22 protein-coding genes are annotated in these 26,266 nt (G+C 44.7%); 5 read left to right on the top strand and 17 right to left on the bottom strand.

What is annotated here, in order from left to right; all coding sequences use genetic code 11:
- Positions 1-415 precede the first annotated feature (415 nt).
- From Psfp_RS05380 to Psfp_RS05325, 12 genes are all read right to left on the bottom strand, one after another.
- On the bottom strand, positions 416-1,471 hold the full coding sequence (locus Psfp_RS05380; protein ID WP_134217524.1) for a phosphotransacetylase family protein: 1,056 nt from the start codon (positions 1,469-1,471) through the stop codon (positions 416-418).
- A gap of 10 nt (positions 1,472-1,481) precedes the next feature.
- Positions 1,482-3,581 (bottom strand): acetate--CoA ligase alpha subunit, encoded by a 2,100-nt coding sequence (acs, locus tag Psfp_RS05375; protein ID WP_134217523.1) that lies wholly within the window; start codon positions 3,579-3,581, stop codon positions 1,482-1,484.
- Positions 3,582-3,731: 150 nt separating this feature from the next.
- On the bottom strand, positions 3,732-4,754 hold the full coding sequence (locus Psfp_RS05370; protein ID WP_134217522.1) for a hypothetical protein: 1,023 nt from the start codon (positions 4,752-4,754) through the stop codon (positions 3,732-3,734).
- 53 nt (positions 4,755-4,807) lie between these two features.
- Positions 4,808-5,932, bottom strand: a complete 1,125-nt coding sequence (locus Psfp_RS05365; protein WP_134217521.1) for a hypothetical protein — start codon at positions 5,930-5,932, stop codon at positions 4,808-4,810.
- A gap of 396 nt (positions 5,933-6,328) precedes the next feature.
- Entirely contained in the window at positions 6,329-7,330 is a 1,002-nt protein-coding gene (locus Psfp_RS05360) for an electron transfer flavoprotein subunit alpha/FixB family protein (RefSeq protein WP_205079474.1), read from the bottom strand.
- Positions 7,331-7,341: 11 nt separating this feature from the next.
- On the bottom strand, positions 7,342-8,145 hold the full coding sequence (locus tag Psfp_RS05355) for an electron transfer flavoprotein subunit beta/FixA family protein (RefSeq protein WP_134217520.1): 804 nt from the start codon (positions 8,143-8,145) through the stop codon (positions 7,342-7,344).
- A 92-nt stretch (positions 8,146-8,237) separates the two neighbouring features.
- Positions 8,238-9,209: an FAD binding domain-containing protein gene (locus tag Psfp_RS05350; RefSeq protein ID WP_134217519.1), complete on the bottom strand. Its 972-nt coding sequence runs from the start codon at positions 9,207-9,209 to the stop codon at positions 8,238-8,240.
- A complete protein-coding gene (locus Psfp_RS05345; RefSeq protein ID WP_134217518.1) occupies positions 9,206-11,698 on the bottom strand; it encodes a molybdopterin cofactor-binding domain-containing protein in 2,493 nt (830 codons plus the stop codon). Before Psfp_RS05345 ends, Psfp_RS05350 begins: the two co-directional genes overlap by 4 nt.
- Before the next feature lie 4 nt (positions 11,699-11,702).
- Entirely contained in the window at positions 11,703-12,203 is a 501-nt protein-coding gene (locus tag Psfp_RS05340; RefSeq protein ID WP_134217517.1) for a (2Fe-2S)-binding protein, read from the bottom strand.
- A gap of 223 nt (positions 12,204-12,426) precedes the next feature.
- Positions 12,427-13,596, bottom strand: a complete 1,170-nt coding sequence (locus tag Psfp_RS05335) for a UxaA family hydrolase (protein WP_134217516.1) — start codon at positions 13,594-13,596, stop codon at positions 12,427-12,429.
- A gap of 58 nt (positions 13,597-13,654) precedes the next feature.
- Positions 13,655-13,942 carry a UxaA family hydrolase gene (locus Psfp_RS05330; RefSeq protein WP_205079472.1) on the bottom strand — a complete coding sequence of 96 codons (288 nt, stop codon included), beginning with the start codon at positions 13,940-13,942 and terminating at the stop codon, positions 13,655-13,657.
- 317 nt (positions 13,943-14,259) lie between these two features.
- On the bottom strand, positions 14,260-15,957 hold the full coding sequence (locus tag Psfp_RS05325) for a sigma 54-interacting transcriptional regulator (protein ID WP_205079470.1): 1,698 nt from the start codon (positions 15,955-15,957) through the stop codon (positions 14,260-14,262).
- 280 nt (positions 15,958-16,237) lie between these two features.
- Between Psfp_RS05325 and Psfp_RS05320 the strand changes: the two genes are divergently transcribed.
- Positions 16,238-16,444 carry a hypothetical protein gene (locus Psfp_RS05320; protein WP_134217513.1) on the top strand — a complete coding sequence of 69 codons (207 nt, stop codon included), beginning with the start codon at positions 16,238-16,240 and terminating at the stop codon, positions 16,442-16,444.
- A 9-nt stretch (positions 16,445-16,453) separates the two neighbouring features.
- On the opposite strand, the gene Psfp_RS05315 is transcribed toward Psfp_RS05320, so the two are convergent.
- The 4 genes from Psfp_RS05315 to Psfp_RS05300 form a co-directional block, all read right to left on the bottom strand.
- A complete protein-coding gene (locus Psfp_RS05315) occupies positions 16,454-16,849 on the bottom strand; it encodes an iron-sulfur cluster assembly scaffold protein (RefSeq protein ID WP_134217512.1) in 396 nt (131 codons plus the stop codon).
- Between the two features lie 178 nt (positions 16,850-17,027).
- Complete coding sequence (gene pflA / locus Psfp_RS05310; protein WP_134217511.1) at positions 17,028-17,831, bottom strand: pyruvate formate-lyase-activating protein; 804 nt, start codon at positions 17,829-17,831, stop codon at positions 17,028-17,030.
- Positions 17,828-20,077, bottom strand: coding sequence for a formate C-acetyltransferase (gene pflB, locus Psfp_RS05305; protein WP_134217510.1), 2,250 nt, complete (start codon positions 20,075-20,077; stop codon positions 17,828-17,830). The genes pflA and pflB overlap by 4 nt, the downstream gene beginning before the upstream one ends.
- 145 nt (positions 20,078-20,222) lie before the next feature.
- Positions 20,223-20,672 (bottom strand): hypothetical protein, encoded by a 450-nt coding sequence (locus Psfp_RS05300; protein ID WP_134217509.1) that lies wholly within the window; start codon positions 20,670-20,672, stop codon positions 20,223-20,225.
- A 376-nt stretch (positions 20,673-21,048) separates the two neighbouring features.
- Here Psfp_RS05300 and msrA point away from each other — a divergent pair, with 376 nt between their 5' ends.
- On the top strand, positions 21,049-21,993 hold the full coding sequence (gene msrA, locus Psfp_RS05295; protein ID WP_134217508.1) for a peptide-methionine (S)-S-oxide reductase MsrA: 945 nt from the start codon (positions 21,049-21,051) through the stop codon (positions 21,991-21,993).
- Here msrA and Psfp_RS05290 read toward each other — a convergent pair.
- On the bottom strand, positions 21,980-22,888 hold the full coding sequence (locus Psfp_RS05290; protein WP_134217507.1) for a TIGR01777 family oxidoreductase: 909 nt from the start codon (positions 22,886-22,888) through the stop codon (positions 21,980-21,982). The genes msrA and Psfp_RS05290 overlap by 14 nt on opposite strands.
- 321 nt (positions 22,889-23,209) lie before the next feature.
- Here Psfp_RS05290 and Psfp_RS05285 point away from each other — a divergent pair, with 321 nt between their 5' ends.
- The 3 genes from Psfp_RS05285 (at position 23,210) to Psfp_RS05275 (ending at position 26,146) form a co-directional block, all read left to right on the top strand.
- On the top strand, positions 23,210-23,773 hold the full coding sequence (locus tag Psfp_RS05285) for a peroxiredoxin (RefSeq protein WP_243120496.1): 564 nt from the start codon (positions 23,210-23,212) through the stop codon (positions 23,771-23,773).
- 57 nt (positions 23,774-23,830) lie between these two features.
- A complete protein-coding gene (locus Psfp_RS05280) occupies positions 23,831-24,184 on the top strand; it encodes a carboxymuconolactone decarboxylase family protein (RefSeq protein WP_243120491.1) in 354 nt (117 codons plus the stop codon).
- A 222-nt stretch (positions 24,185-24,406) separates the two neighbouring features.
- Positions 24,407-26,146 (top strand): PAS domain S-box protein, encoded by a 1,740-nt coding sequence (locus tag Psfp_RS05275; RefSeq protein WP_192895277.1) that lies wholly within the window; start codon positions 24,407-24,409, stop codon positions 26,144-26,146.
- The last annotated feature ends 120 nt before the right edge of the window (positions 26,147-26,266 follow it).

Below are 26,266 nucleotides of genomic sequence, written 5' to 3'. Positions count from 1 at the left end.
ATTTACTTATATGCAAATTACAACTAACTTTTTATGGTAAATTGGTCCACTCTTGCGCATAATCCCATTTAATACCCGAGACGTTATTGAGAAATCGTCTTGCTTTTGGATGAACCACTAGTAGTGTATCACTTCGTATGAATATTTTAAATAGGCAGTTGAATCTAGATCATTTTTAGTCGAGTGGGGATATTGCTTGGTAGTCATACAGAAAAAGGAACGGAGGACGTAGGTGTACTCCGTTCCATTGGCTTCTTTGAAAGCTAGCAGTAAGTTTTAGCCTTCTGCAAGCTTTTTGTAGAATGCATACCTATCCTTGGCATCTTCTTGTGTCTTTTCAATGAGCTGTTCTGCTTACTGGTGTTTACGGTAACTATACAAAAACGGTCACTATGACAGCTCTTTAGAAGCATACTTACTCTCCCAGCATTTTCAATACCCTTTGCAAATCACAGTGCTGTTCAATGTTTTCTACTGTAATATTGATCCCGTGGGCATCACCGGGCCGGATTCGTCTGGAAACCTCCGAAATTTTTTCAATGGTAGTATAAGTGTCCCTGTGCGCCAAAATCACCGGCACACCTTTCTCAGCTGCGGAAGATATCACCTTAACGTCCGGGTAAAGTCCTCCAGTCAGGATTAAGGCTGAGGTGCTGGTCTCAAGGGCAGCCAGGGCAATATCTGCCCGGTCGCCGCCGATAACAACCGCCTTGTTTGCCGAGCGGCGCATGTATTTTAAAGCGCTGTCCATAGTCATAGCGCCCACAATAACTTCCTCCACCAAAAGGTCTAACTGGTCTTCGCCGGTAAGCAGCTCTCCACCCAGAGCCTCATAATATTCTGAAACTGTAGGTGAGGCAATTTCAGAGCGTATGGGTATGATCCCAACTGTCGTGCAGCCCATCTGCTCAAGGAGCGGTTTGCATATGCCTTCTGTTTTAGAAAACAGCTGCCGCGGCACATTATTGAAAATGTGGCCGATTACCTTCAAACCTTTTGCAACATAATAGTTATTTAAAAAGATAGCCTGGTCAACGCTGAAGTCATTTTCAAGTTTAATGACATTTATGATTGAGGCTTTAAACAGGCTTGCCAGGTTAACCACGTCCAGGTTGTAAGCTGCCCCGACATGATGGAAAGCAGCTCCGTCAATAATCACCACATCAGCATCTTTAGCTACAACCTGGTACGCCTCTTTAATGCCTTCAATTGCCAGTTCCCGGTTTTTGAGCCCGGACAGGTAAGAAGTGCCGGCAGTAAAAGGCGCTATTTTTTTGATATCGACATCAATATTAAGGACTTCACGCATGAAAAAAGCGTCGTTGTCTAAACTGCCGTTAAACTTTGACCGGTTTCCCACAGGTTTGAAATAGGTTACCTTGTATCCTTCCTTTTTAAGCTTTAAGGCAATCCCTGTGGCAATGGCTGTTTTACCACATCCCGCCACACCTGTAATATATAAATTTTTCATGTCCTTCACCTCAGGATAGAGTAATTTTCACATCAAGAGCAGCTAACCCGCGCTCATAAGCAAATATTGGATTAACATCTATATCCATGATCTCCGGGAAGTCAATGGCCAACATGGCCAGACGCCTGATTGCCTCACATACGGCGTCGATATCGACCGGTTTCCCGCCACGAAAGCCCTTCATGAGTGAATATGCTTTTGTCTCAGCAACCATTTCTTTTATTTCACTAATTGTCAAACCCTGCGCCAGCCTGAAAGAAACGTCCTTCAACAAATTAACGTAAATACCACCAAGGCCAAAACCAATCATTGGACCGAATTGCACATCCCTGGTCACGCCTATTATCAACTCTACTCCTTTAGGCGCCATTTTTTGAACTTCGATGCCATGCGGCACTACTTCGGGTAGGTATCTGTGTACATTCTCCATTATATTGACATAGGCAATTTTAACTTCAGCGAAGGATTTTAAGCCAATTTTCACCCCACCCACATCAGTTTTGTGAAGTATTCGCGGCGAAGCTACTTTGAGGACTACCGGATAGCCCATTTCTTCTGCCGTTAACGCCGCCTCTTCAGGACTTTGCGATAATTTGATGGGGGTCGCATCCACACCGTAAGCAGCTATGACCTCTGCAGCCTCACTTCCAAGAAGGGTCAGCCGGTTGTCCTTTTTCACATCGTAAAAAATCGCTTTAACCGTCTTTTGGTCGGGTTTGAAATCATTATTGGTTTTATCTGTGCCCCGTTCTTTCATCCTGGTGTATGTTGACATTCCGGCCAGAGCCCCTATAGCGGGTTCCGGCATGGCAAAAGTCGGGATGCCGCTTTCATGGAGCAGCTTTGTTCCATCAGCCAGCGACTCTCCACCCATATACGCCGCAATCATGGGTTTGGCCGGATAAGATCTATTTAATTCGATCAATGCCTGTGCTGTTTCAATGGGCTGGGTAACCGCTACCGGGCATAACAGCACTACTACACTGTCAACGTTTTCATCCTGCAAAACTTTTTCCAGGGCAAACTTAAAACGGTCCGCCTTGGCATCACCCAATAAGTCCACCGGATTATAAATGCCGGCTTCGGGAGGCAGGTTGAGACGTAGTTCTTCAATGGTTTCTTTGGTAAAACGGGCCATTGACAGACCATGCGCTTCAATTTTATCTGTGGCGATAATACCAGGCCCGCCGGCGTTGGTGACGATTGCTACCCTGTTACCCCCGGGTGTTGGCTGGTTAACGAAAAGAATAGCCAAATCGAAGAGCTCGGACATGCTGTCTACCCTTAATACCCCGCACCGCTTAAAGGCAACGTCGTAAGCAAGGTCGCTTCCCGCCAGCGCCCCGGTATGGGAAGAAGCCGCCTGAGCGCCGGCCTGGCTGGCGCCTGATTTTAAAACTATAACCGGCTTTTTTCGTGTAACTTCTGATACAACCTTTATAAATTGGGGACCATCCGCCACGTCTTCAAGATAACAAAGAATGACTTTTGTGTTGGGATCTCCCGCTGCTTCAGATATACAGTCCACTTCATTCAGGTCGGCCTTGTTGCCCATACTGTAAATTTTACTGTAACCTATCCCGGCTGATATACTCCAGTCCAATACCGCGGCCAGCATAGCCCCGCTTTGAGAGATAAAAGCAATCTCTCCTTTTGGAGGAAATTTCTTTAAAAAGGTGGCGTTCACAGGAGTGTGGGTATCTAAAAATCCAATGCAATTGGGACCCAGCACGCGCATGTTATACTGCCGGCAAACAGACAAAAACTTTTTCTCCAATTCCATACCTTCGTGGCCTGTTTCTTTGAAACCTGCTGTTAGAACAACCAGGTTTTTTACACCTTTTTGACCGCATTCCAGCGCCGCGTCAAGGACTTTGCCCGCCGGGACGACAAATATGGCGGTCTCCACATCCTCCGGTATTTCTTTAACAGATTTATAGCACTTCAGTCCCAGTATTTCTTTTTCTTTGGGATTAATGGGAAATATCTTGCCTTTGTAACCGCTTTTTATAATATTATCCACCAGTGAATGGCCTATTTTACCTGGTGTTTTTGAAGCTCCAATAACCGCCAAAGATTTCGGCCCGGTAAAACTATTCCCAGGATTCAATTCAGCTCACCTCATGTCAAGTTACTAAATATTTCGCAAATTATAGGCAGGCACAAAATTCCCCGCCGAACTGAGATGAGCAGATGAAGGAGGCCATCTCAGTTCTGGCGAGGATAACGAACTTTCTAAATAAACATAACAGTTATTTAGTTAGGCTTTCTCAACAGCGTCAACATTAACAGCGTTGCAAGCTCCCTGCGAATGCCGGATAAAACTATATACAACAACCAGGATTAATATTGCAGCAGCTATATAATCAATTTCATAAATGGCTTTTGGAATAATTGTCATTAAAACAAATGAAACTGTAGCAATCGCCATTGCCGGAGGGTCAACATGGGTGTCGCCGTAACAATGAAAGGTCCTTGCCAGGAAATCCGCCGCAAAAGCCGCCCCTACCGCCGCTGCAAACCCCCACCAGATACTTCCGCCGCTGGCGACCACCCCGTAGGAGGCACATATGGTTATGTGATGTGTCACAGGTACCGCTAAACCTGAGTAGAACATAACAAGTGTTATCGCTGAGATGCAAAATCCCACAAAAGCCGCTACAGGCGCAGTCTCAGCATTTTGCAGCATCAAATAGGTAAGATAAGCTGAAGCTCCACCGGCACTAATACCAATTATGGTCTTTTCACCGGGAAGAGTAAAATATGGCAGCCATACATTTTGACATTTCAGGCAATACCTGCCGCCAATATTCTTTATATCTTCCGGTACCGTACCGAATATCTCGCTGAGACCTGTAGTTCCAAAGGCAACCTTCGCAATAATTGCCAGTATGAATACAGTTAATGCGACTGTATCCAGTTTAACAGGCAATAACGCAATCCCTGTATTCAACATATATCCCATCATGCCGAAAATGCCGCCCACAACCAACACACTTGGTCTTTTCAACCCCGTCAACGCGCTTATGATATCTTTCCCGGAACCAAGGTACCCCATTTTCCTTGCAAATGACGCCGCTGCCACACCGCCGGCAAACGCTATATGAGGTCCGAAAAATGTGCCGAAAGCAACCTCCCCGAGAAAATTAAAACTTACACCGGAAGCCGCCATCGCTATACCTATTAACCCTGTAATACCAGTAAATATAAAAGCTCCCAAAGCGCCTATCGCCGCTCCAAACGCGCCGCCGCAAAATGATATTATTAATGCTAAAATATCCATTCGCTCTCCTCCTTTTCGTAAGATTTTTCATATTGAGTTTTAGTCAGTTATTATCAGATTTTTATTGCATTCACTATAGATCTCAATTTTGACTCTTCGAAGCCAACTTCTATTAAGTTGATTTTTCCCTCCGACTCAGCATAAACATCTTGTGGTATGCGTTGCCCTGATGCCAAATAACTGCCGGTTATAGGGTTTAAAATAGTATAATTTGAACTGATATCTTGCAATTTTTCTCTGAATAAGCACCTGTCAACATCCATATTCTCTATGCATTCCACAATTATATCCGGTCTGCAAATTTTCTCCCCATCCGCCACCAAGGATACATCTTCCAATTCATCACCGATATAGATTAATATATCCGGCCTTATTGTGACGAAACCATATTTTCCAATGAGCGCCTCAACGGAATACCATTCCCTTTTGGCGCTGTAGCTGTTCGCAATCCACATACCTCTGCAAAACTCTGTTCTAAAGGAAACATATTTATTTAGCCTGCTGGAGTGAATGATGGCGTCAGGGACTAATAACGACTGCCTTCGTCCAACCTCAAAACAAAAATAATCTGATTCAACAGGCGCCGGAAGTGTTTCTTTCGCTAAAACGGGACGTTTTATTACCTCTTTTGAGCCAAGTTCATTAATAGGCACATGGTAGATTTTGTCCGGCTCAAACTGCTTCATTAAAGAAAGCAGGATCCATTTTTCATAGCCTTCCGTATACAGCTGCTTGTAAGATGCGTTTACATTTACCGATATCTCTGAAATAAATCCTTGCAATTCAATCTTGCCGCTGAGCAAATCAAATAAGGGATCAAATGCTTCCCGCCTCAGTTGTTTCAACGGGTCGTAAAGGAATCTTTTAACATCATTGGGCATGAGAATATCCTTTAAAGCAAGCAGCTGCATTAATTCCTGCTCAATAGTTAGATAAGCCATGCTCAAAAGGTTAGCCTCTTTAAGCAATGCGGGAAATTCTTCGGTGACAAAGGCATCTCTGACCCTATCAAACAAATCATAAAATATTGGCTGCTTGGACTTGGGTATGTTTATCACGTCAGCTTGAATATCAACATCAGGATTCTTAGCGACAAAACTTTTTAGCTTTTCATATAAACCGGTCCATTTAGCCTGCCTATGTGTCGTATCCTCAGCAAAGTTAACATACCTTCCCATTTCACAGCACCTCGTATTTTTATTTTAGGACCACCGAACTGCCAAATTTTCAAATATACAAGGGACAATGTTTGTTTCCGGCAAGCGCTGCAAGAGCTTTAGCAATTTATACCACGTGCTTGCCAATGATAATTTTTCATGTTGTCTTTAAACACCAATCTTGTTACAATATTTTCGTGAATTTTTTACTATGGTGTACTGGCTGTCAGTATTGCTTTTCGAGGAGAAATACTGCTGCCGGTACTTTTTTGTCGCCTCATGTACTTTACTGTTTGAGGTCCGGTTTACTTGCATACAGGCGGCAGACCACCCGTAATACAAATCTAAAAATGAAACATTACTGATAATCGGAGGCGCTTATGCCGTGTATCTTTTGTATGGCTGAGGATTACATTTTTATATAGTTTTTAACTCTTCCGTCAAAACAGGAACAATTTCATTTAAGTCAGCCTGTATTCCCAAGTCGCATATATCAAATATGGGCGCTTTGGGATCTTTATCAATTGCTAAAATATACTTTGATTTAAGAAAGCCGCAAGTGTAATGAGCCGCCCCGCTGGCGCCGATGCTTATGAACAGCTTGGGACTGATCGTCTTCCCGCTGGAACCGATTAGGTTATCGGCCGATATCCATTCCGCATCACGCGCAGGTCTCGTTCCTCCGACGGCTGCCTTTAAAAGTTCCGCCAATTCATTTACAAGTTTAACTTCTTCCTTTGCTTTTATTCCTTTTCCTCCGGCAACCACAATCGCCGCTCCCTCAACCGGCAGGGAGGAAGGTTGTTTCTCCACCATTTCCAATGTCTGTATTCTAAGATCTTCCTCATTTACTTTATATTCAACTTTAACAATTTCCCCTTGCCTTAAATCGTCTTTATTTGGTTTTTCAGCGGCTCCTGAGCTTACTGTCGCCATCCAGGGCCTCTTTTCATCCCAGGTGAGCTTGATGATCATACCTCCGCTAAAGCCGGGAATATCAGCAACAAGTTGAGGTTTATTATCTATCATCTCTATATACAAGTCGCTGCAATGGGCGGTTAGACCTGTTCTTACCCTGGCAGCTATTGCAGGAGCCAGATCCATACCTATACTGCTTGCGCCAAATAACATGATATCCGGTTTATACTGAGTAATCAGTTCGCTAATTACTCTGGTATACGCCAGGCTTTCGTAATACTTCAGATGCGGGTCCGATATCAGATAAACCTTATCCGCGCCATAGCTTATAATTTCCGGAGCCAACCCTTCAACATGATCCCCTATCAATAACGCTGAAAGTTTTCCATTTAAGGCTTTAGATAACTCCAAGCCTTTCCCTAATGTCTGGAGTGAAACCTCCATTAATTTACCGTTTCTTTGTTCAATCCATACCCAAATTTCATTATTTGTATTCACCATAGTCTCCTCTCCTATAAAATATTTGCCTCTTGTAATTTCTTAATTGCTTCTTTTGCCATCTCTTGAGGCGTACCGCTCAATATTTCTTTTTGCCGGCTTATTTCCTGCTTAAATGTGCCAACCACCTTCGTCGGCGAACCGTTATAACCCGTCAAATCTTCATTAGCCCCAATGTCCGCCGCTCCCAGGGTAAAAAAGTCCTTTTCATCCGCAGACATCAAGCCTTCAGCGGTAATATCCCGTACTTCGTTAATATCTTTTACAACAGCAATTAGGGCAGGTAATTTGACTTTAACTTTTAAATAACCACCATACTCAATATTCTGTTTAGCAACCATAGTTGACTCATCAATAAAATCAGCTTCACTGACGCAAGTTACATGGGGAATATTTAGGAATTCAGCAAGCTGCGGCGCCACTTGTCCTGTTGCTCCGTCTTCACTCATGTTGCCGCATATAATAATGTCGGGTATTCCCGTTTTACGCATATATTCCGATAAAGTATAGGCGGTAGCTAACGTATCGGCTCCTGCAAACGCCCTGTCAGACAATAAAACCGCTTCATCGGCTCCCATAGCCAGGGCCCAATCCAAAACCTCTCTTGCCTGAGGAGGACCCATGGTTACAACGGTAAGTTTGCCTGAGAACTTCTCCTTAATCCTCAAACCTTCTTCGATTGCGTTCTCATCCAGCGGATTTAATATAGCCGGAACCTTATCTCTTTGAATGCCGCCTGTTACCGGATCCAGAGTTATCTGAGAAAAGTATTCCGGATCACTTATTTGTTTTATGCAAACAACTATTTTAAATCCCATAATTGATTCCTTTCTGATATTTTATATTTTTCTTTCACCTATTTTTGGAGAGCCTGGCGAGCAGATTGCTCGCCAAGCTCTATTTTCAAATACTATTTGCAGGCCAATAAGGTTTTTTTGATCAAAGACTTGGCAATTTCAATCTTATATTCATTTCTTGATAGCGCCTTGGCATCTTGCATGGTTAATTCAGCGGCAGTATCAACTACTTCATCCTCTAACGCCTTGCCCTCAACATACTCTTGAGCTTTTTGGGCCACATAAGGATTGACGAACACTGCATTTAAACACACTCTGGCTTTTTTTACCGTATTCCCTTCAACTTCAACCATTGAAGCGCAGTTTACAATGGGAAAATCTATCGACTTCCTGATGGAAAATTTTTCAAATTTACTCTTTACATTTGCCGCAGGCGCCGGGATTTGTATTTCGATTACGACCTCATCGCTATCCAGCACCGAGAATTTCTTGGGATCTTCGGCCTGATAAAAATCCGCCATCTCAATGACTCTTTTTGACGTTTTCACTTTAGCTCCCAAGGCGATCAAGGCTGGCGCGGTGTCACTCGGATGAACCGCTAAGCAATCCTTGACATTGCCGAATATCGAATGGTACCTGTTCTCGCCCTCTTCCGCAAAACAATCCTCTCCGCCTTTTCTGATACATTTAAACCTGTTATTCGGCGCGCGATAATACCAGCAGCGGCTGAACTGACATATATTTCCGCCTATTGTGCCCATTTCTCTTATATGGGGTGAAGCAGTACGCCGCGCCGCTTCGGCAAGGGCGGTATATTTGCTCTTGATCAGCTCGTTATGAGAGAGGTCATGAAGTAAAGCTAACGTGCCGATCTTCAACATGTTGTATTCCTCTTTGACATAATCCAGGCCGGGTATTGTTTTAATGTTAACGAGGGCCTCGGGACTTTCAGCAAGGACGTTATCTTTAAACAAACCGATTATATCCGTACCGCCCGCGATGACATTCGCTTTACCGTCAAATTCTTTTAACAGAAAAACCGCCTCATCTATCGTGCGCACATCAAAGTGTTTAAATCTTTTCACTTCACATCACCCCGCTTCGCTTTCGCTTTACTGATTGCTTTTAAGACCTTATCCGGAGTCATCGGGTGATCGTCAACCCATTCACCAATGGCATTGTAAATAGCGGCTCCAATCACACCCGGCACCACGGTAGCGATACATTCGCCGATACCATTCAATCCGTAAGCGCCGTATCCCATTCCGGTTTCAAGGAGGAGATTCACTGTAGTGTCAATGTCCCGCATGGTCCACACCTTATAATCTAAGAGGTTGGCATTCAGCCTTACTCCGGTTTTGGGATCGTATACTACTTCTTCTGCTAAAGCTCTGCCGATGCCCATATAGTCCCCGCCATACTGCTGGCCTTCACAGGTCTCCGGACTTATTGCCTTACCAACATCGTTTATGTTTACTATTTTCTTAACTTCAACTCCACCGGTGCCGGGATCCACTTCCACTTCAGCAAAATACGCCTCCCTGCATAAACGGTGTCTTCCCTTTTCAGTGCCGTACCTTCCCTGACGGTGCCAGTTCCAGGCAAAGATAGGCGCCTGGGTACCACCCTGGTTCAGGGTTGCCCGCTTGACGACCTCTGCTACTGGAACATTCTTACTGGGGTCAGCCTTTAGATAAACGACACTGTCTTTGACATCCAGGTCATCCGGATAATTGTTTGGGAAAACAGGAGGATACTCAATATCAATTAATTTAATAGGAGTTGTAGCATATTCCAGGAGCTTCTGTTTCGCCTCTCTGGCGGCATTACGGGTAACATAAGCATCGACAGCTAAATTGCAGGAACCGTCCGGCGTCATCATCTGGAACCCTACTTCTTCAAAGCACCTGAAGTTGACGTCTTCGAGACGAAGTCCCATTTCTTCCGCAACAATCTGGCAGTGGGTTGTAATCGCATTAAGTCCGCAATCGGATTTTTGCGACAGGATATCCACTGTTCCATCGCAATGCATCAGCACACCTGCACATGACACGCCACGGGTGTCATCCCACTCGTGCGTCCAGGTAAAGCCCATGCCATGCAGCTTGCCGTTTGGAAGCACCTTGGCGCCCGGCTTATGCCATTTCTTATCCCAGTCGATGGCTTTTTTCCCAAGCTCTATTGCCTCTGCCAGGCTGTCTCTATCGGGGAAACCGTGTTCTTTCTTAAACTTGGAGAGATACTCCATGTCATGCCCTTCAGCCCCGTCATTCTTTAAAGCGACAATGGTCGGATCCATACCAAGCGCATCGGCCACGTGCTCAAAGACTAAACTCAGACAAAGCGCATTATGGTTTTGCTCACACCTGAACCAATAAGCAGGCGCAATGTTTGTGTTCGCTTCCAGATAATTCAATAATAAATTAGGGATCCTGGTGTTTTCTTCAAAGTGGTCTATGCCGTATTGACCCATTTTAGCGCAAATGTTATCTATTTTTACCGCTGTGATGGTCCCGTCATTTTTAAATCCAACTTTAAAGGTGGTAAAACAGTCGGCGTCTTGCGACAGGTTGTAGAAGTTATCCCTTCTGTTATAGAAGGTCTTAACGGGCCGGCCCGTTCTCTTGGACAAAATACCGCTTATGATATGGACTCCGTGGGTATGGTGCATCATGGGATTGCCGCCCCCGCCAAACTGAGAGCCTTGATAAGGCACATGGAGTTTAATCTTATTTAGCGGAAGGCCCATTTTCATGGCAAAAATGATTTTTCCGTCATAGGCTTGTTGCTGGTGTGCCCAGATTTCTACGTTATCGCCTCTCCAAAGGATTACATCGCTCATTGGTTCCGCATCGGCAACTGAATACGGGCGCCGTCTCGCATCAAACTTGATTACTTGATCAGCCTCTTTAAATCCCTTCTCTACGTCCCCATGCTCTATCTTTAGTTTTCTGATGATATTGTTCTTGCTGTTTATTTCAGGGGCCGCTAAAGGCGCTCCCGGTTTTAGAGCTTCCATTGGATTCAGGAGGAATGGCAGCTCTTCCCACTCAATATCGATCAGGGTCAAAGCTTCTTCAGCCAGTTCGGGAGTATCAGCGGCCACCGCCGCTCCAACCGGATGGCCTTCCCACCATGCCACACCATCCAGTACACGTCCCGCCCCTTGCTTCCACTGTTCCAGGGTTACCGCCAATTCCTCTTTGCCATGATAAAAAGCTTGTCCATCTGAAGCCAGGTGGCCGGCATTAAATTTGGTCTCCAGCCCAAAAAGCGCCTTATCTTCCAACTCGGGGTCATCATACCGGAGTACAGCCCTTACACCCGGCAGCGCTTCAGCTCTTTCCGTGCTCATTGATTTAATTCTGGCATGAGCGTAGGGAGACGGCAGGATCCTGCAATACAACATCCCGGGCAGCTTTACGTCTCTTGTGTATTCGGCCCTTCCGCCGGCCTTTTCCTTGCCGCACATACGTTGGATGCCGCGCTTCCCAATAATCGAGAACTCATCTTGAATATAACGGTCACATACCAATGGCTCAATTTCCATTATTCCTAATTTTTTCTTATCCATATGGTTATTTTTTCCCTCCTCCCAGTTTTGTAGCTGCTTCCAAGACAGCCCCTAAATGCGCCGGGTAGGTGCCGCACCGGCATATATTGCCTTCAAGGGCGTCTTTGATTTCTTCCTCATCCGGATCAGGGTTTCTATCCAGCAAAGCTTTTGCAGTCATTACAAACCCTGGCGTACAGTAACCACACTGCATGGCATGGTTATTTGCGTACGCCTCAACCAGCGGGTTCCCTACGACCTCAAGGTTCTCAACAGTTTCTATCTCATGGCGTTCGCATTCAATAGCCAAGGACATGCACGATAGAATAGGCCTGCCGTCCATTATGACGGTACAGGAGCCGCAAGCTCCCTTATCACACATTTCTTTTGTTCCAGTCAACCCTAATTTGTCATGAATGACCTCTCTTAAGGTCCAATGCGGTTCAACTACCATACTATATTCCTGGTTATTAATTTTCATGGTGATTTTCTTTTCCCCACCATCATCTTGCCACTTTTCTCTCATTCCTTTTTCTCCTTTCTTTTCACAATTAACATTTTTCACCTTATTGATTTTTCCACCACCCTCTTTAAACTTACTGCGTTTTCTTAAAATATTTTTTACTTTCACATTAACTGGTTTCGCTCGCCCCCTTTACCAAGAATATTCACATACCCCAATAACATCTTTACTAGCAAAGGGAAAACGCCATACCATTAATAATGCTTGTAAAATTTTTATTTAAATATCAGATTACTGGCCCTGTAATGTAAATATTTATAAATTTATTGTATTTATTGATTTCCGCTTTAGTCTGTCTCCCGCTGCATACTTCATTAAAATATTGAAGTAATTTATTGCTGTCCGCATCGAAAACTGATCTTACAGTCTCAATATCATCATCTATCGTAAAACCTACATCTATAAATTCATGCAGCTTCTCATATGTCCTTGGGTTTGCCGTGACCTTTATTACCGGGCATATTGGATACCCCTGGGGCGCGCCTCTACCGGTAGTAAATATGATGACTTGAGCTCCTGCGGCAGCCAGTCCTGTAAGCAGTTCCGGCTCTCTTCCGGGGCTGTCTACCACAGTCAGTTTCCCCCCTTTTACCTGCTCGCCATATTCAATAAAGTCATCTATAGTCTTTGAACCTGATTTTATAATCGCTCCCAGGCTTTTTTCTTCAATAGTTGTGAGCCCTCCCTTGATGTTGCCGGGGGTAGGCTGACCCTCACGCATATCTTCTCCAACACTCTTGGCCCTGTTCTCGATGTTGATAATCGAGTTGATTATCTTGTCTTTTATCTCCGGATTTTCTATCCTTTTGACAATATGGTTTTCAGCGCCGATCATTTCCGTAACTTCGCCAAAAACAACCCTGCCGCCACTGTCAATTATTTTGTCTACTGCCATTCCCACTATGGGATTTGTCAGCAAACCAGAAAGCGTGTCCGAAGAGCCGCATTTTATACCAACCACCAGGTCGGAAATGGAAGCTAACTTTTTCTCCTGGGCTTGTAACTCTTCCGCCATAAGGTTGGCCAATTCAATCCCTTTCTCAACAGCCTTGGAGATACCGCCTATCTCCTGGATAATGACTTTTTCAACGGGTTTGCCGGATTGTCTGATCCTTTCCTCCAATTCGTTCAAATTCACGCCTTCACATCCAAGGCTTACCAGCAGGACAGCCCCCACATTGGGATTTATCCCGAGCCCGGCTAAAGTAGCAGTCACTCTTTTTAAATCTACCGGCATTTGGCAGCAGCCCTGAGGATGTAAAATGGGTACAGAGTCTTTAACTTTATCAGATATTGCTTCTGCTACTTCATTTGCACAAATTACTGTGGACATAATAACAAGGTAATTCCTAACGCCTACTGTTCCATTTTTTCTGTGGTATCCATAAAAGTTCATGTCGATCCTCCTGCTAAGACAACTGGATAGCGTCCTATCGCGTTTCATCCAGATCTCCTTAATTATGATCTCCCCTGCCTCTCAAACTCTCCACATTGTGTACATGCACATAATCTCCGGCTTCAATAAAGGAATTACTAACACCTATTACTTCACCATACTTAATGATAGATACGTTTTCGGGTATTTTACAAAGCGCAAATTTGTGCCCAAAAGGTATATTGGATTTGACTACGATACCTTGCTTAGACTTAAATCCTACAATAACAGGCCTTGAGCCCTCGCTGATATCACATAAAGCGGTTGCTACATTGTCTTTTTCATTCATTACAATTGCCTTAATCAATTTATCACCTCCTAAAATGTAAACTTCTTTGTGTATCTTTAAATAAGCATGTTTCGTGCCAGAGGCATATACCAATAGAGATCCCGACATTTTCAGACATTTCCCACAAATGAAACAATAACTTTTCTCAATATGAGACCGTTACAACCAATTTACAACATAAAACCAGTATCACTATGAGAAATATTTCTCATAGTGATACTGGTTTTATCTGTCCAACAGCTGTGAAGTTAAAAAATTTACAAGGAAAACATAAAATACTTGTCCACCGGTTAAGCGCTTGATTAAAAATTCTACCTGGAGCAAAGAACCTCAGTTTATCTTAAATTATACTTTTTCAACTTCCTATACAATGTAGCTCTGCTGATTCCCAATTTTTCTTCTATTTTCCTCTTTCCTTTTTCTGTCAAGCCATAAGTTCCAATGCAGGTCCTTAAAGCATTGTATTCAAAGTCTTTTATAGTATCTATTTGATATAAATTGGAAGACAAACTATTGCTCTCCTCAGTAATATAAACCGGTAATTCCTCGGGAGTAATGTAAGTATTATTAGTTATTGAAACCGCAAATTCTATCGCATTTTTGAGTTCCCTTATATTGCCAGGCCATGAGTATTTAGTAAGACAATCGCAAGCTTCAAAAGTCAATTCTATGACTCTGCCACCTTTGTTTATGCTAAAACCTTTAAGAAAATAATTAGCTAAAGGAATTATATCTTCTTTCCTTTCACGAAGCGGGGGAATATGTATCTTAATTACGTTAAGTCTATAAAATAAGTCCTCCCTAAAAAAACCCTTACGTACCATTTCCTCTAAATTTTTATTGGTTGCAGCAATAATACGGACATCAATACCAACTTGTTTATTGGAACCAACGGGTATAATGGTTTTCGTCTCTAAAACTCTTAACAATTTAGCCTGCATAGAAATCGGCATTTCTTCTATCTCATCCAAAAAAAGAGTGCCCTTATCAGCAGCCTGAAATTTTCCCATTTTGCCACCTTTTTTAGCCCCTGTAAAGGCTCCGTCTGCGTATCCGAAAAACTCACTTTCCCATAATGTCTCCGGTATCGCAGCACAATTAACACTGATAAATTGCCCTTGTGACCTATCACTTTCATAGTGTATCCCGTCAGCAAAGACTTCTTTACCGGTACCACTTTCTCCCTCCAAGAGAATGGTGCTATTCGAGGTTGATACTTTTTTTGCGATATCAATAGCTTTTTTAATATTAGGACTTAAGAATATATGTCTATCAAAAAAACTTATATTTTTGGACCTTGCAGATTCAACAAAAACCAATTTCAAACCCAACACCTTGTCAATAGTCCTGGAATATACACTAAAGTATCTTGTTTCACCAGAAATATCGGCACTCAATTGAAAGCTCTTGTCATTCATTTTTACGCTACCAAAGCGCAGATTGTTTTGAACATAATCATTGCTGTCAGATGGGCTTAATCCAAACAAAATTTTTAAATGATCATTGACATATAATATAACGTCTTTTTTCATGATCATTACATTTTTATCAATTAAATTGATAAGGCTTTGAATAGATTTGTTAGCACAATCTATTGCATTTTTATCATTTAGTACATGGCTCTCCTTTTCAATCTGCTTATTAAAATAGTCCACTAAATGTAAATACAAAGAAGTATTATTTAACAATTCTTTCTTATAATGGTCTTTTGTAGCGGTTAACAATAGTGACATATTATTTTTGTTAATCTTAAATGGAACAGCAAGATGGACCAGTCCTGAACAATCATGCAAATACTCACATTTGTTGCAAACCTTATCTTCATGAGGCTTTACTAATAAATACTTTTCGCTACTTTGAAACAATCTGTTATGAAGGGATCTATCTACAGCTTTTTCATTTATTAAACTATAGTATCTACCCGTACCCATAATACGTACCAAATTAGAATTTACTACACATACGTCCATTTCTGTTATTGATGATAATTCGATAATCTTTTGAGAAAAACGCGTTAAATTTTCTTGCAGCAAGCTTCTGCACCTCTCTCTAACCGGTTTTTCATGATTACCATAGTAATATATCATTTTGATTGTTTGGAGTATCAATATGAGACTAGTAGGGTATACTAAATTTCATTCGGTAAGATTCACAATATTCCTTTTAATCATATGAAAATAAAATCAATTCAACCAGCACCTGCGATTGCCGCAACGAAATCGAATTTATGGCACACAAGGCAACAGAAATATGACGGTGTTCCATAGCTGAACGACTTCTTCTGTAATGGGGGGTACCCAGGGATATGGGTCATTGAAAGAAAGGATACTACTTTTTGAAAACGCAGAAAGCACAGGCAGATATTTTTTGGGTAGTTCCACACGCCGCTATCGCGGCGCCACGTATGATGAAAATGCCAGCGATGCAGGTGCGATTTCAATCACACACGGCGCGGTAGCGCAGAACTTGGGCACTAAAGTAACTTTTGTGCGAATGAATTCGCACCTATATGGTAAATAATTCACAGTCCTATTCCATATTATCCCGAACTTTTCTATAATTGCAGTCTTCAATAGCACTTCTTAAAGCTTTTACACCAAGATTGGAACAGTGCTTTTTGTCTTCGGGCAAACCGCCTAATGCCTTTACAACATCATCCTCCGTTATTTTCATTGCTGCCTCTATAGTCTTGCCCTTGGCAAGTTCAGTTATCATACTGCTCGTCGCTATTGCGGCAGCGCATCCGAAAATAAGAAAACTTATATCCTGAATGACCTTATTTGCGACTTTGATATATATGGTTAAAAAATCCCCACAGCCAGGATCCCCATACATCCCTTCTCCGTCTGCATCGCTCATTCTTCCGATATTTCTTGGATACTTGAAATGCTCAATCACTGTATCGGTATAGAACTGATCATGCATACATTCCACTTCCTTGATATAATTTAAAGCGGGCGGGCATAAGCAGTGAGCGAATCTTAGCATCAGTTGTGAAAATATTGTCGTTTTCTGATAATTATTATAGTTTTATTCTGAACGTATGTCAACAATTAGTCAATTAGAAAAGGAGTGATACAGGGGACAGTCCCCTGTATCACTTTTACTCTGGATGGATCACGCTGTAATTACCGGCAAACTTGTCCCGGCCCTCATCATCGAGAAAATTTCCCCACCTGCGTACATGATGCAGGTGTACACCCAACCGGCGCAGTCCCGCCTGGAAGAGCTCCACCTGCTTTTGCGTCGCCGGGGCAACTCCGGCCATTGGATCGCAAAGCCCCATTTCCTCCCACTTGTCAGCTCCCAGCTTGCTATAGGCCAGGACATCCACCGGGACAACTCTGTTCAGGGATTTGACCAGGTCCGCCAAGGCTTGGGCGTCTTCAGGAGCGTCGTTGACACCGGGAATCAAAACGTAACAGACCACCAATTGCACCTGGCTTTCAGCAGTCATCCTGAGGTTCTTGATGATATCGACATTTTCCCTTTCGGTCAGCTGACGGTGCTTCTCCGGGTCTACCACTTTTAAAGAAAAGAGGACCTGATCCGTGTGCGGTAAAACTTCCTGTAAATCCCCCCGCTTGCAGTAACCTGCTGTATCCAAAGCCCGGTGTATTCCCAACTTGCCCGCTTCGATGAACAGTTCCTTGACGAAGCCGCTTTGCAAGAGGGGCTCCCCTCCGGAGACGGTAAGACCACCGCCGGACAATTCGAAAAAAGTCTTATAACTTTTCAGCTGTTCGATAACCTCTGCCGCTTCCACCGGTTTGCCGCTCGCCAGCCAGGTGTCCGGGTTGTGGCAAAAGCTGCAGCGAAGGCCGCAGCCCTGCAGGAACAAAACAAAACGGATCCCGCCGTTATCCACGGCGCCCATGGTTTCAATGGAATGAATGTAGCCAATCATAGTCCGGCCTCCCTTGCAAAGATAGTGCGGCTGATGATCTCCTCCTGCTGCTCCCTGGTCAGTTTAACGAAATTCACCGCGTAGCCTGAAACCCTGACCGTCAGTTGAGGGTATTTTTCCGGATGGTCCATAGCGTCCAGTAAGAGTTCCCGGTCGAAAACGTTGACGTTCAAGTGGTGCCCGCCTTTCATGAAGTAACCGTCCAACAGCGCCATAAGGTTGTTGACCTGATCTTCCGGGGTCCTGCCCAGGGCTCCCGGAGTGATGGAGAAGGTATAGGAGATGCCGTCCAAAGCGTGCTCGTAGGGTATTTTGGCCACAGAACTCAAGGCGGCCAACGCTCCTTTGGTGTCACGTCCGTGCATGGGGTTGGCGCCGGGGGCAAAAGGTTCCCCGCTTTTTCGGCCGTCCGGGGTGCTCCCGGTCTTTTTGCCGTAAACCACGTTGCTGGTAATGGTCAGAATGGACAGGGTATGCTTGGCGTTGCGGTAGGTCCGGTGTTTTTTCAGTTCGGCGTCAAACAGTTTGACGACCTCCACGGCCAGGTCGTCTACCCGGTTATCATTGTTCCCGTACTTGGGGTAATCCCCGGTGATGTTAAAACCGGTGATCAAACGCCGGTGATCAAAAACAGGCTCAACTTGCGCGAATTTAATAGCGCTAAGTGAGTCCGCCACTACCGACAGCCCGGCCAGGCCGAAGGCCATAAGCCGGTCGGCCCGTGTATCCAGGAGAGCCATCTCCAGGTCCTCGTAAAAATACCGGTCGTGCATATAGTGGATGATGTTCATGGTAGCCACATACCTTTCCGCCAGCCAGGCCGCCATCTTCTGAAAGGCGGGCCATACTTTATGGAAATCCAGAGGCCCGTCACCCGCCTGAAACACCTCGGGAGCGATTTTTTCCCCGCTGAACTCCTCCCTGCCGCCGTTTAAAGTCAATAAGAGGCATTTGGCCAGGTTCGATCTTGCCCCGAAGTACTGGGTCTGACGGCCGAGGCGCATGGCGGAGACACAGCAGGCGATGCCGTAATCGCACCCGAAGATGGGGCGCATCAGGTCATCGTTTTCATACTGCAGGGAACAGGTATCAGCGGACAATTTGGCGCAGAACTCCTTAAAACCCCTGGGCAGGTCCACAGACCAGAGCACCGTTAAGTTCGGTTCCGGAGCGGATCCCATATTGTAAAGGGTCTGCAGCATCCGGAAAGAGGTTTTGGTCACCAGGGTGCGGCCGTCCGTGGTCATCCCCCCGACTGATTCGGTCACCCAGTTGGGATCTCCGGCAAAAAGCTCGTAATATTCTTTTGTCCGCAATTGCCGGGTCAGACGCAGTTTGATGACAAAGTCGTCAATCAGTTCCTGGGCGCCTGACTCTTCCAGCTTGCCCTCGGCCAGATCCCTCTCCAGGTAGATGTCCAGGAAGGTACTCACCCGGCCCAGGGACATAGCCGCCCCGTTCTGTTCCTTAATAGCCGCCAGGTAAGCGAAATAGAGCCACTGCACCGCCTCCCGGCCGTTCTCCGCCGGCCTGCCGAGATCATAGCCATAAGCTGCGGCCATCTCCTTTAACTCCCGCAAGGCACGGAGCTGCAGCCGCACCTCCTCCCGGAGCCTGATCGTCTCCTCTGTGATCACCAGAAGATCAGGCGCTTTCAGGTCTTCCTCTTTAGCGGCGAGCAGATGGTTTACCCCGTACAGGGCCACACGGCGGTAATCCCCCATGATGCGGCCCCGGCCATAGGCATCCGGCAGGCCGGTGATGATGCCGTGGTGGCGCAGCCGCAGTATCTCACCGGTGTAGGCCCGGAACACCCCCTCATTATGGGTGGTCCGGTACTTGGTAAAAACTTCGACGATCCCGGGATCCAGTTCTACTCCATACTGCTGGCAGGCCTTCACGGCCATGCGGATCCCCCCGAAAGGGTTGACCGCCCTTTTCAAGGGTTCATCAGTCTGCAGACCGGTTATAATCTCCAATTTACGGTCGATATAACCTGGCTTAAAGGCAGTAATACCTGTAATCTGATGGGTGTCGATCTCGTAGACCCCGCCCCTCCTTGTCTCTTCCGTCAGCAAAGTACGGCACCTTTCCCAGAGGCTCCGGGTCCGTTCGGTAGGTTCTGCCAGAAAGGAAGCGTCCCCGGTATAAGGGTTGACATTGGATTGGATGAAATCCCTTACGTCAATACCCTCTTGCCAGGAACCTCCCTGGAAACCACGGTAGCAGCCTTGTTCTTTGGACATAAATAAACTCACCCCCAACTTAAAATGTCCGGGGCGAGCCGGTTCAATACCAATTTAAAACAGACCCGTATATTTTTCTGCCAATCCAGCCCGGGTTCTGCAGCGGGTTAGAACTCTGTTACTGCTGGTGGAGCGCTCCCCTATATTAAGACAATACCGATTTTAACAAACCCCTAAAATAAGGTTTTGTTAAAGTCTCAACATTAAATGGTGTTCTTGAAATTACTTGTTTCCAAATTCCATCTCTATCTCTAATAAAAAAAATATTGCCTTTTTTGGTCTTCATTTCTATTTTCCCGGTTGCCCCAACTATAGTCCTTCCATTTGGTATAAACTCAATTTCATCTTCTCCTGTTTTTAATTTAAATCTTTTTGTTTTATAAGCACCCGATTTTTGCTTATTTACGGTTACCACTTCATAAGAAGTTGATATCATTTGTTCTTCAATTAAATCTGATAGCCAATCTTCAAGGCACTGAAAAAATGACTTTATCCCGCTGGGACATAATTCCTTAATATCATTTCTTTTTTCTTCTAGTCCTTTCTGTAACAACTGTTTTTTCCCCCTCAAGAAATCAGCCAAATCATCACTCATTACCCTTCACACCCCTCGCACTTACCTAAGATAACTTAAATTTAAAACTCGTCTCATAAAACTTGTATTAGTGTTGTGAATACCCTACAAAATATATAGCAAATAACATGCCAATAGGCTGTATAAACTGGAACTATTTGCATCCCAAACCTCGAATAGCTTCTATCTTAAGCTTTCCTCTTAGAATGTATTGTCTTGTCGACCACGATTGTATCAGGCTACCTTACCTCTGGCAATGGGCCTACCCACTCCCCAGGCCGCGTTGATCATCACTGGTCGTGATCCAAGAATAATCTTTACATAAACAGGACTATTTTTCAACATGCTATAGTGAAATAAGGACTATTTGGGAATTAATTGCGAGGTGAGGAGCAAAATGGAACTGGCAACCTTTGCCGGCGGATGCTTTTGGTGCATGGCAGCTCCATTTGAAAAAATGGATGGGGTTATTCATGTTGTATCGGGCTACACTGGGGGTTACACGGAGAATCCAACATATAAAGAAGTCTGCTCCGGATCGACCGGGCATTATGAAGCCGTCCAGATTACATTTGAGCCTAGTCAGATATCTTATGATAAACTCTTAGAGATCTTTTGGCAGCAAATCGACCCGACCGACCCCGGCGGCCAGTTCAATGACCGTGGGCAGTCCTATCAAACTGCGATTTTTTATCATGACGACGAACAACGCCGCAAGGCGGAAGCATCTAAAAAGGCTCTAGATGAAAGCGGACGTTTTCAAAAACCGGTTGCCACAAAAATTCTACCCGCCAAAACCTTTTACCCTGCTGAAGAGTATCATCAAGATTTTCACAAAAAGAACTCTTTTCGCTATGCGCTGTACCGTCAAGGTTCGGGCAGGGATGAATTTATCAAAAAACATTGGCCAACAGATAAGTCCCACTTAAAGGCCAAGCTAACGGATTTAGAATATCACGTTACCCAGGAAAACGGAACTGAGCCCCCATTCCGGAACGAATACTGGAATAATGAACGTGAAGGGATTTATGTCGATGTTGTCTCGGGTGAGCCATTATTCAGCTCAAAAGACAAATTCAATAGTGAATGCGGCTGGCCCAGCTTCACAAAACCGATTCTTTCAGCTGCTATTGAAGAAAAGGTTGATCAAAGCCACGGAATGGTTCGTACCGAGGTGCGAAGCAAAACTGCCGATTCTCACTTAGGGCATGTTTTCAACGACGGACCGGGGCCCAACGGACTCCGTTATTGCATAAACTCCGCCTCGCTGCGCTTTATTCCCAAAGAAGATTTAGAAAATGAAGGATATGGAGACTATCTCAAGCTTTTTACTGCTGAATAATATCCTCAAGGGCATTCTTGAGGACCGGGAAGCGGAATAAAAAACCTTCTTTGAGAATCTTATCCGGCAAGACCCGCTGGCTGTTTAACAAGATATTTGACATTTCTCCCAAAACAACTTTAAGCAGGAAGCCAGGAACCCGCAACCATGAGGGTCTTCCCATAACTTGGCCCAGCGTATTACAAAAGTCTTTCATTCGAACCAGCTCCGGCGCAGTGGCGTTAACCGGACCATTCATGTTTTCATTTTCTGCCGCAAATCGTATCAACCTTGTCAAGTCCTTAACATGTATCCAAGACATCCATTGGGCTCCTGTTCCCAGCGGCCCACCTACATAAAAGCGAAAAGGAGCCTTCATCCGGGCAAGCGCTCCTGCATCCCCAATTACCACGCCAATTCTTACAACAACTACCCTAACGCCTGAAGTTTGAGCTTTAAGAGCTTCTTCTTCCCAAGCCTGGCATACTTTAGCTAAAAAATCATGTCCCGCCGGTGTGCTCTCGGTTATTTCCGCATCCCCACGGGGACCATAAAACCCAATAGCCGATGCGTTGATCAATACTCTGGGTATAAATCGTTGTTGTTTGATGGCATTTACAATAGCCTGTGTTATTTGGACTCTGCTGTTCAAGATTTCCTCTTTTACAGGCTGCGTCCAACGCCGGTTTCCAATGGATTCTCCGGCCAAATTTATAATTAAAGTGACACCATCCAATAACTCCACGGGTAGCGCGCCAGCAGATACACTCCATGCTACTGCCTCCGCCCCGCTTCCTGATAAACCTGCCTTTTGGGGATTCCGGCTGACAATTGAAACTCTGTAGCCGGCAGAAAGCAATTCATTGCATAAATTCCTCCCGATAAACCCTGTCCCGCCAAAAATAAGGGCTTTCATTATACCCACCTCCTGGAATGGCATCGAATGTTCCGGGCATTCAGGGGCTCCCAGATCTCTTCCCCATTATTGCTAAACAGAATAGCCTTATCTTTAAATTCTTGCACTACTACAATTCAACAGGCAATTAACAAAACCTCCAAATATTCCTAAGAATATCCATCACAACGGGGAAAGAACACTTGCACCAGATTTTATTATTAGTAGCAAACCAATCCAGGAATACGTAAAATAAATGGAAACCTTTAGGGGGTGGTATTTTTGTCCATCGAGCTTGAAACAAAAGCACCGGGCAGCCTTCGTCCCTGCCAATATCCCAATATATTAGTTAAACCAGACCAACCTGCTCCGGACTTTGAGGCGGAAGCTTATTACCGCGGCGGACAAATCACGGTAAAACTCCGTGATTTCCAGAACCAGTGGGTGGTTTTGTTTTTCTATGCCAGTGATTTTACCTTTGTCTGACCGACCGAACTGGCAGCCGTGGCTGCCCGGTACGACGAGTTTATAAAGCTGGGCGCTCAAGTCCTGGCTATCAGCACCGACAGCGTCTTTGCCCACAAAGTGTTCGCCGAAGTTTCGCCCTCCGCCCGCACCGTGCAGTATCCTCTGTTGTCCGACAGGTCCCATTTAATATCCCGGCAGTATGGAGTACTGAGGGAGGAATTGGGCTTCACCTACAGGGCCACTTTCATCATATCTCCCCGGCGGGAGATCAAATATGCCTGCCTTTACCCTCGCGAAGTAGGCCGCAACGTCGACGAGATCATCCGGGTGATTCAGGGGCTGCAATTCGAAGAGGCCACAGGCCTCGGTGTCCCGGCCGGCTGGCAGCCGGGCATGCCCGGCATTAAGAGGGACTTCGCCATGGTTGGAAGAATTTAAAAAGCTAATATGAATAACAATCAGAAGCGCTGGCTATGCTAAAGGAAAATTGATCTAATGAAGGGATTTGTGGTTATGGATACAATAGAACAAAACTTAAAGTATTTTATCGGCAAACATGAAGATGTTTATAGGGCCTATGAGAACTACGGCAAATTGGTGCACACTGAAGGCGGCCCGCTGGACGAAAAGACTCGCTGGCTGATCAAAGTTGCTATTTCTGCCGCCGGTCAACATCATTATTCACTCAGAACCCATATAATTAAAGCAATAAAAAGCGGGTGCAGCAGAGAGGAAATTGAACATGCGCTTATGTTGGTCGCACCCACAGCCGGTTTCCCAACCTCAATGGAAGGGATACTGATCCTTAGACAGGAAATGGGTGAAACATCGCCTTCCAGAAAACACTAAAACCTGGCGGCTGCCAGGTTTTTTGGCGCCATGAGTACAATTCCCGCCAAAAACCATTTCCATCACATACCTTCTCAACCTCCGCATTGTTCAACTCTTCTGTTTTTGATTAAATATCTAAATAAAAAATTAGATAATGAATAATCCCATGTCTGGAGCTTAAAGGAATCTATTCGATATTGTCGAAATGGTTAAATTCAAGTAGCAGAGGGAGAGGTTCTTGTGAGAAACTGCGACTGTAATGACTACCTTTCTATTTTTAATGCTGTCAATGACGCTATATTTATACACGATATTGAAACAGGAAACGTGATAGACGCCAACCTAAAGGCTTGTGAAATGTACGGATATACAGTTGATCAGCTGAAGGGCCCTATGGACATAATTTCATGCGAACCGCCACCTTACTCAAAAGATGATGCGCTGCAAAAAATTAGATTGGCAAGCAGCGAGGGTCCGCAAATTTTTGAGTGGCGGGCCAGGGGAAAAAATGGCCGGCCTTTTTGGGTGGAAGTGAATTTAAAACGGGCAGCAGTTGGAGGAACAGACAAAGTCATTTCTATTGTCCGTGATATCAATGAACGAAAGCTTGCCGAGGATAGATACCGGCATTTGGCAGACTCCCTTCCTGAAGTAATCTATGAAATTGACCTGAAAGGAAACCTTCTTTACGCCAACCGGAACGCGATTAATTTTTTTGGCGCCACACAGGAAGATTTCGACAAAGGAATTGTAGTATTCGATTATATTGTTCCGGAGGATAGGTTGAGAGTTCGGGAGAATATGATAAAAATCATAAACGGTAGTTATCTTGGCGGCCAGGAATACACAGCCCGGAGAAAAGACGGGAGCAGATTCCCAATAACAATCCACTCCAACGCCATGATAGAAGACGGCAGGCCAGTCGGTTTTCGCGGCATAATTATCGACATCAGCGAGCGAAAAAAGCTTGAGGAACAATTAAAAACTTTAAGTTTACAGGATTCTCTAACCGGGTTATACAACCGCGCCTATTTCGAGCGGGAAATGAAACAGCTAAGCAAACAGTTTTGCCTTGTCGTATGCGATGTGGACGGACTAAAATTGGTTAATGACACCCTCGGGCACGACATTGGCGATAAACTCCTTATAACAGCCGCAAGTTTACTGAAAAGCACCCTTCGCGAAAAGGATATTGTAGCCCGTATAGGCGGGGATGAATTTGCATTAATTCTCCCCGGCCATGATCCTGATGCCGCAAAAGCTGTTTGCGCCAGGATCCAAAAGACCGTTGCCGCTTATAATGACTCTAACCCAAATCTACCTCTGAGTATATCAACAGGATTTTCCTGTGGCTCTAACACAAATATTATTGATGCCTTTAAAGAGGCCGACAACAATATGTACCGTGAGAAACTGCACCGTAGTAAAAGCACCCGCAGCGCCATCGTACACACTTTGATGATAGCCTTTGAGGAAAGGGATTATCTTACCAAAGGACACGCCGACCGGATACAGGACCTCGTTGTAAAAATAGGTGAGAACCTTGGTATGAACGAGCGAAACCTTTCAGACCTGCGCCTTTTTGCAAAGTTTCACGACATCGGCAAATCGGTTGTACCTGATCGCATTTTATTTAAGAAAAACTCTCTTACTGAAGAGGAAAAAGAGGTTATGCGCTGCCACTGTGAAATCGGGCATCGTATCGCACAGTCTGCCCCGGACCTTGTTCTGATTTCCGATTGGATACTTAAACATCATGAGTGGTGGAACGGTGAAGGCTATCCTCTTGGTCTGAAGGAAGAGCAAATTCCAATTGAATGCCGTATCCTGGCGATTGCGGACGCTTTCGATGCTATGACCAGCAACCGTCCTTACCGTGCGGCTATGTCAATTGAAGTGGCTAAGAAAGAACTTGTAAAATATGCAGGGATACAATTTGACCCCACACTGATATTTGAGACTATTGATCTTTTCTATTAAGCCCCTTAATTGAGTTTGAGCCATACCCCCTTATTAATATAAACTAATATTAACGGAGGGGTATGGATGAAACGTAAAAGATATCCTCAGGATTTCAAAGAGCAGCTTGTTAAAGAAGCC

Source organism: Pelotomaculum sp. FP, assembly GCF_004369245.1.
Taxonomy (GTDB): Bacteria; Bacillota; Desulfotomaculia; order Desulfotomaculales; family Pelotomaculaceae; genus Pelotomaculum_C; species Pelotomaculum_C schinkii.
This window is presented reverse-complemented; position numbering and strand designations above follow the sequence as displayed.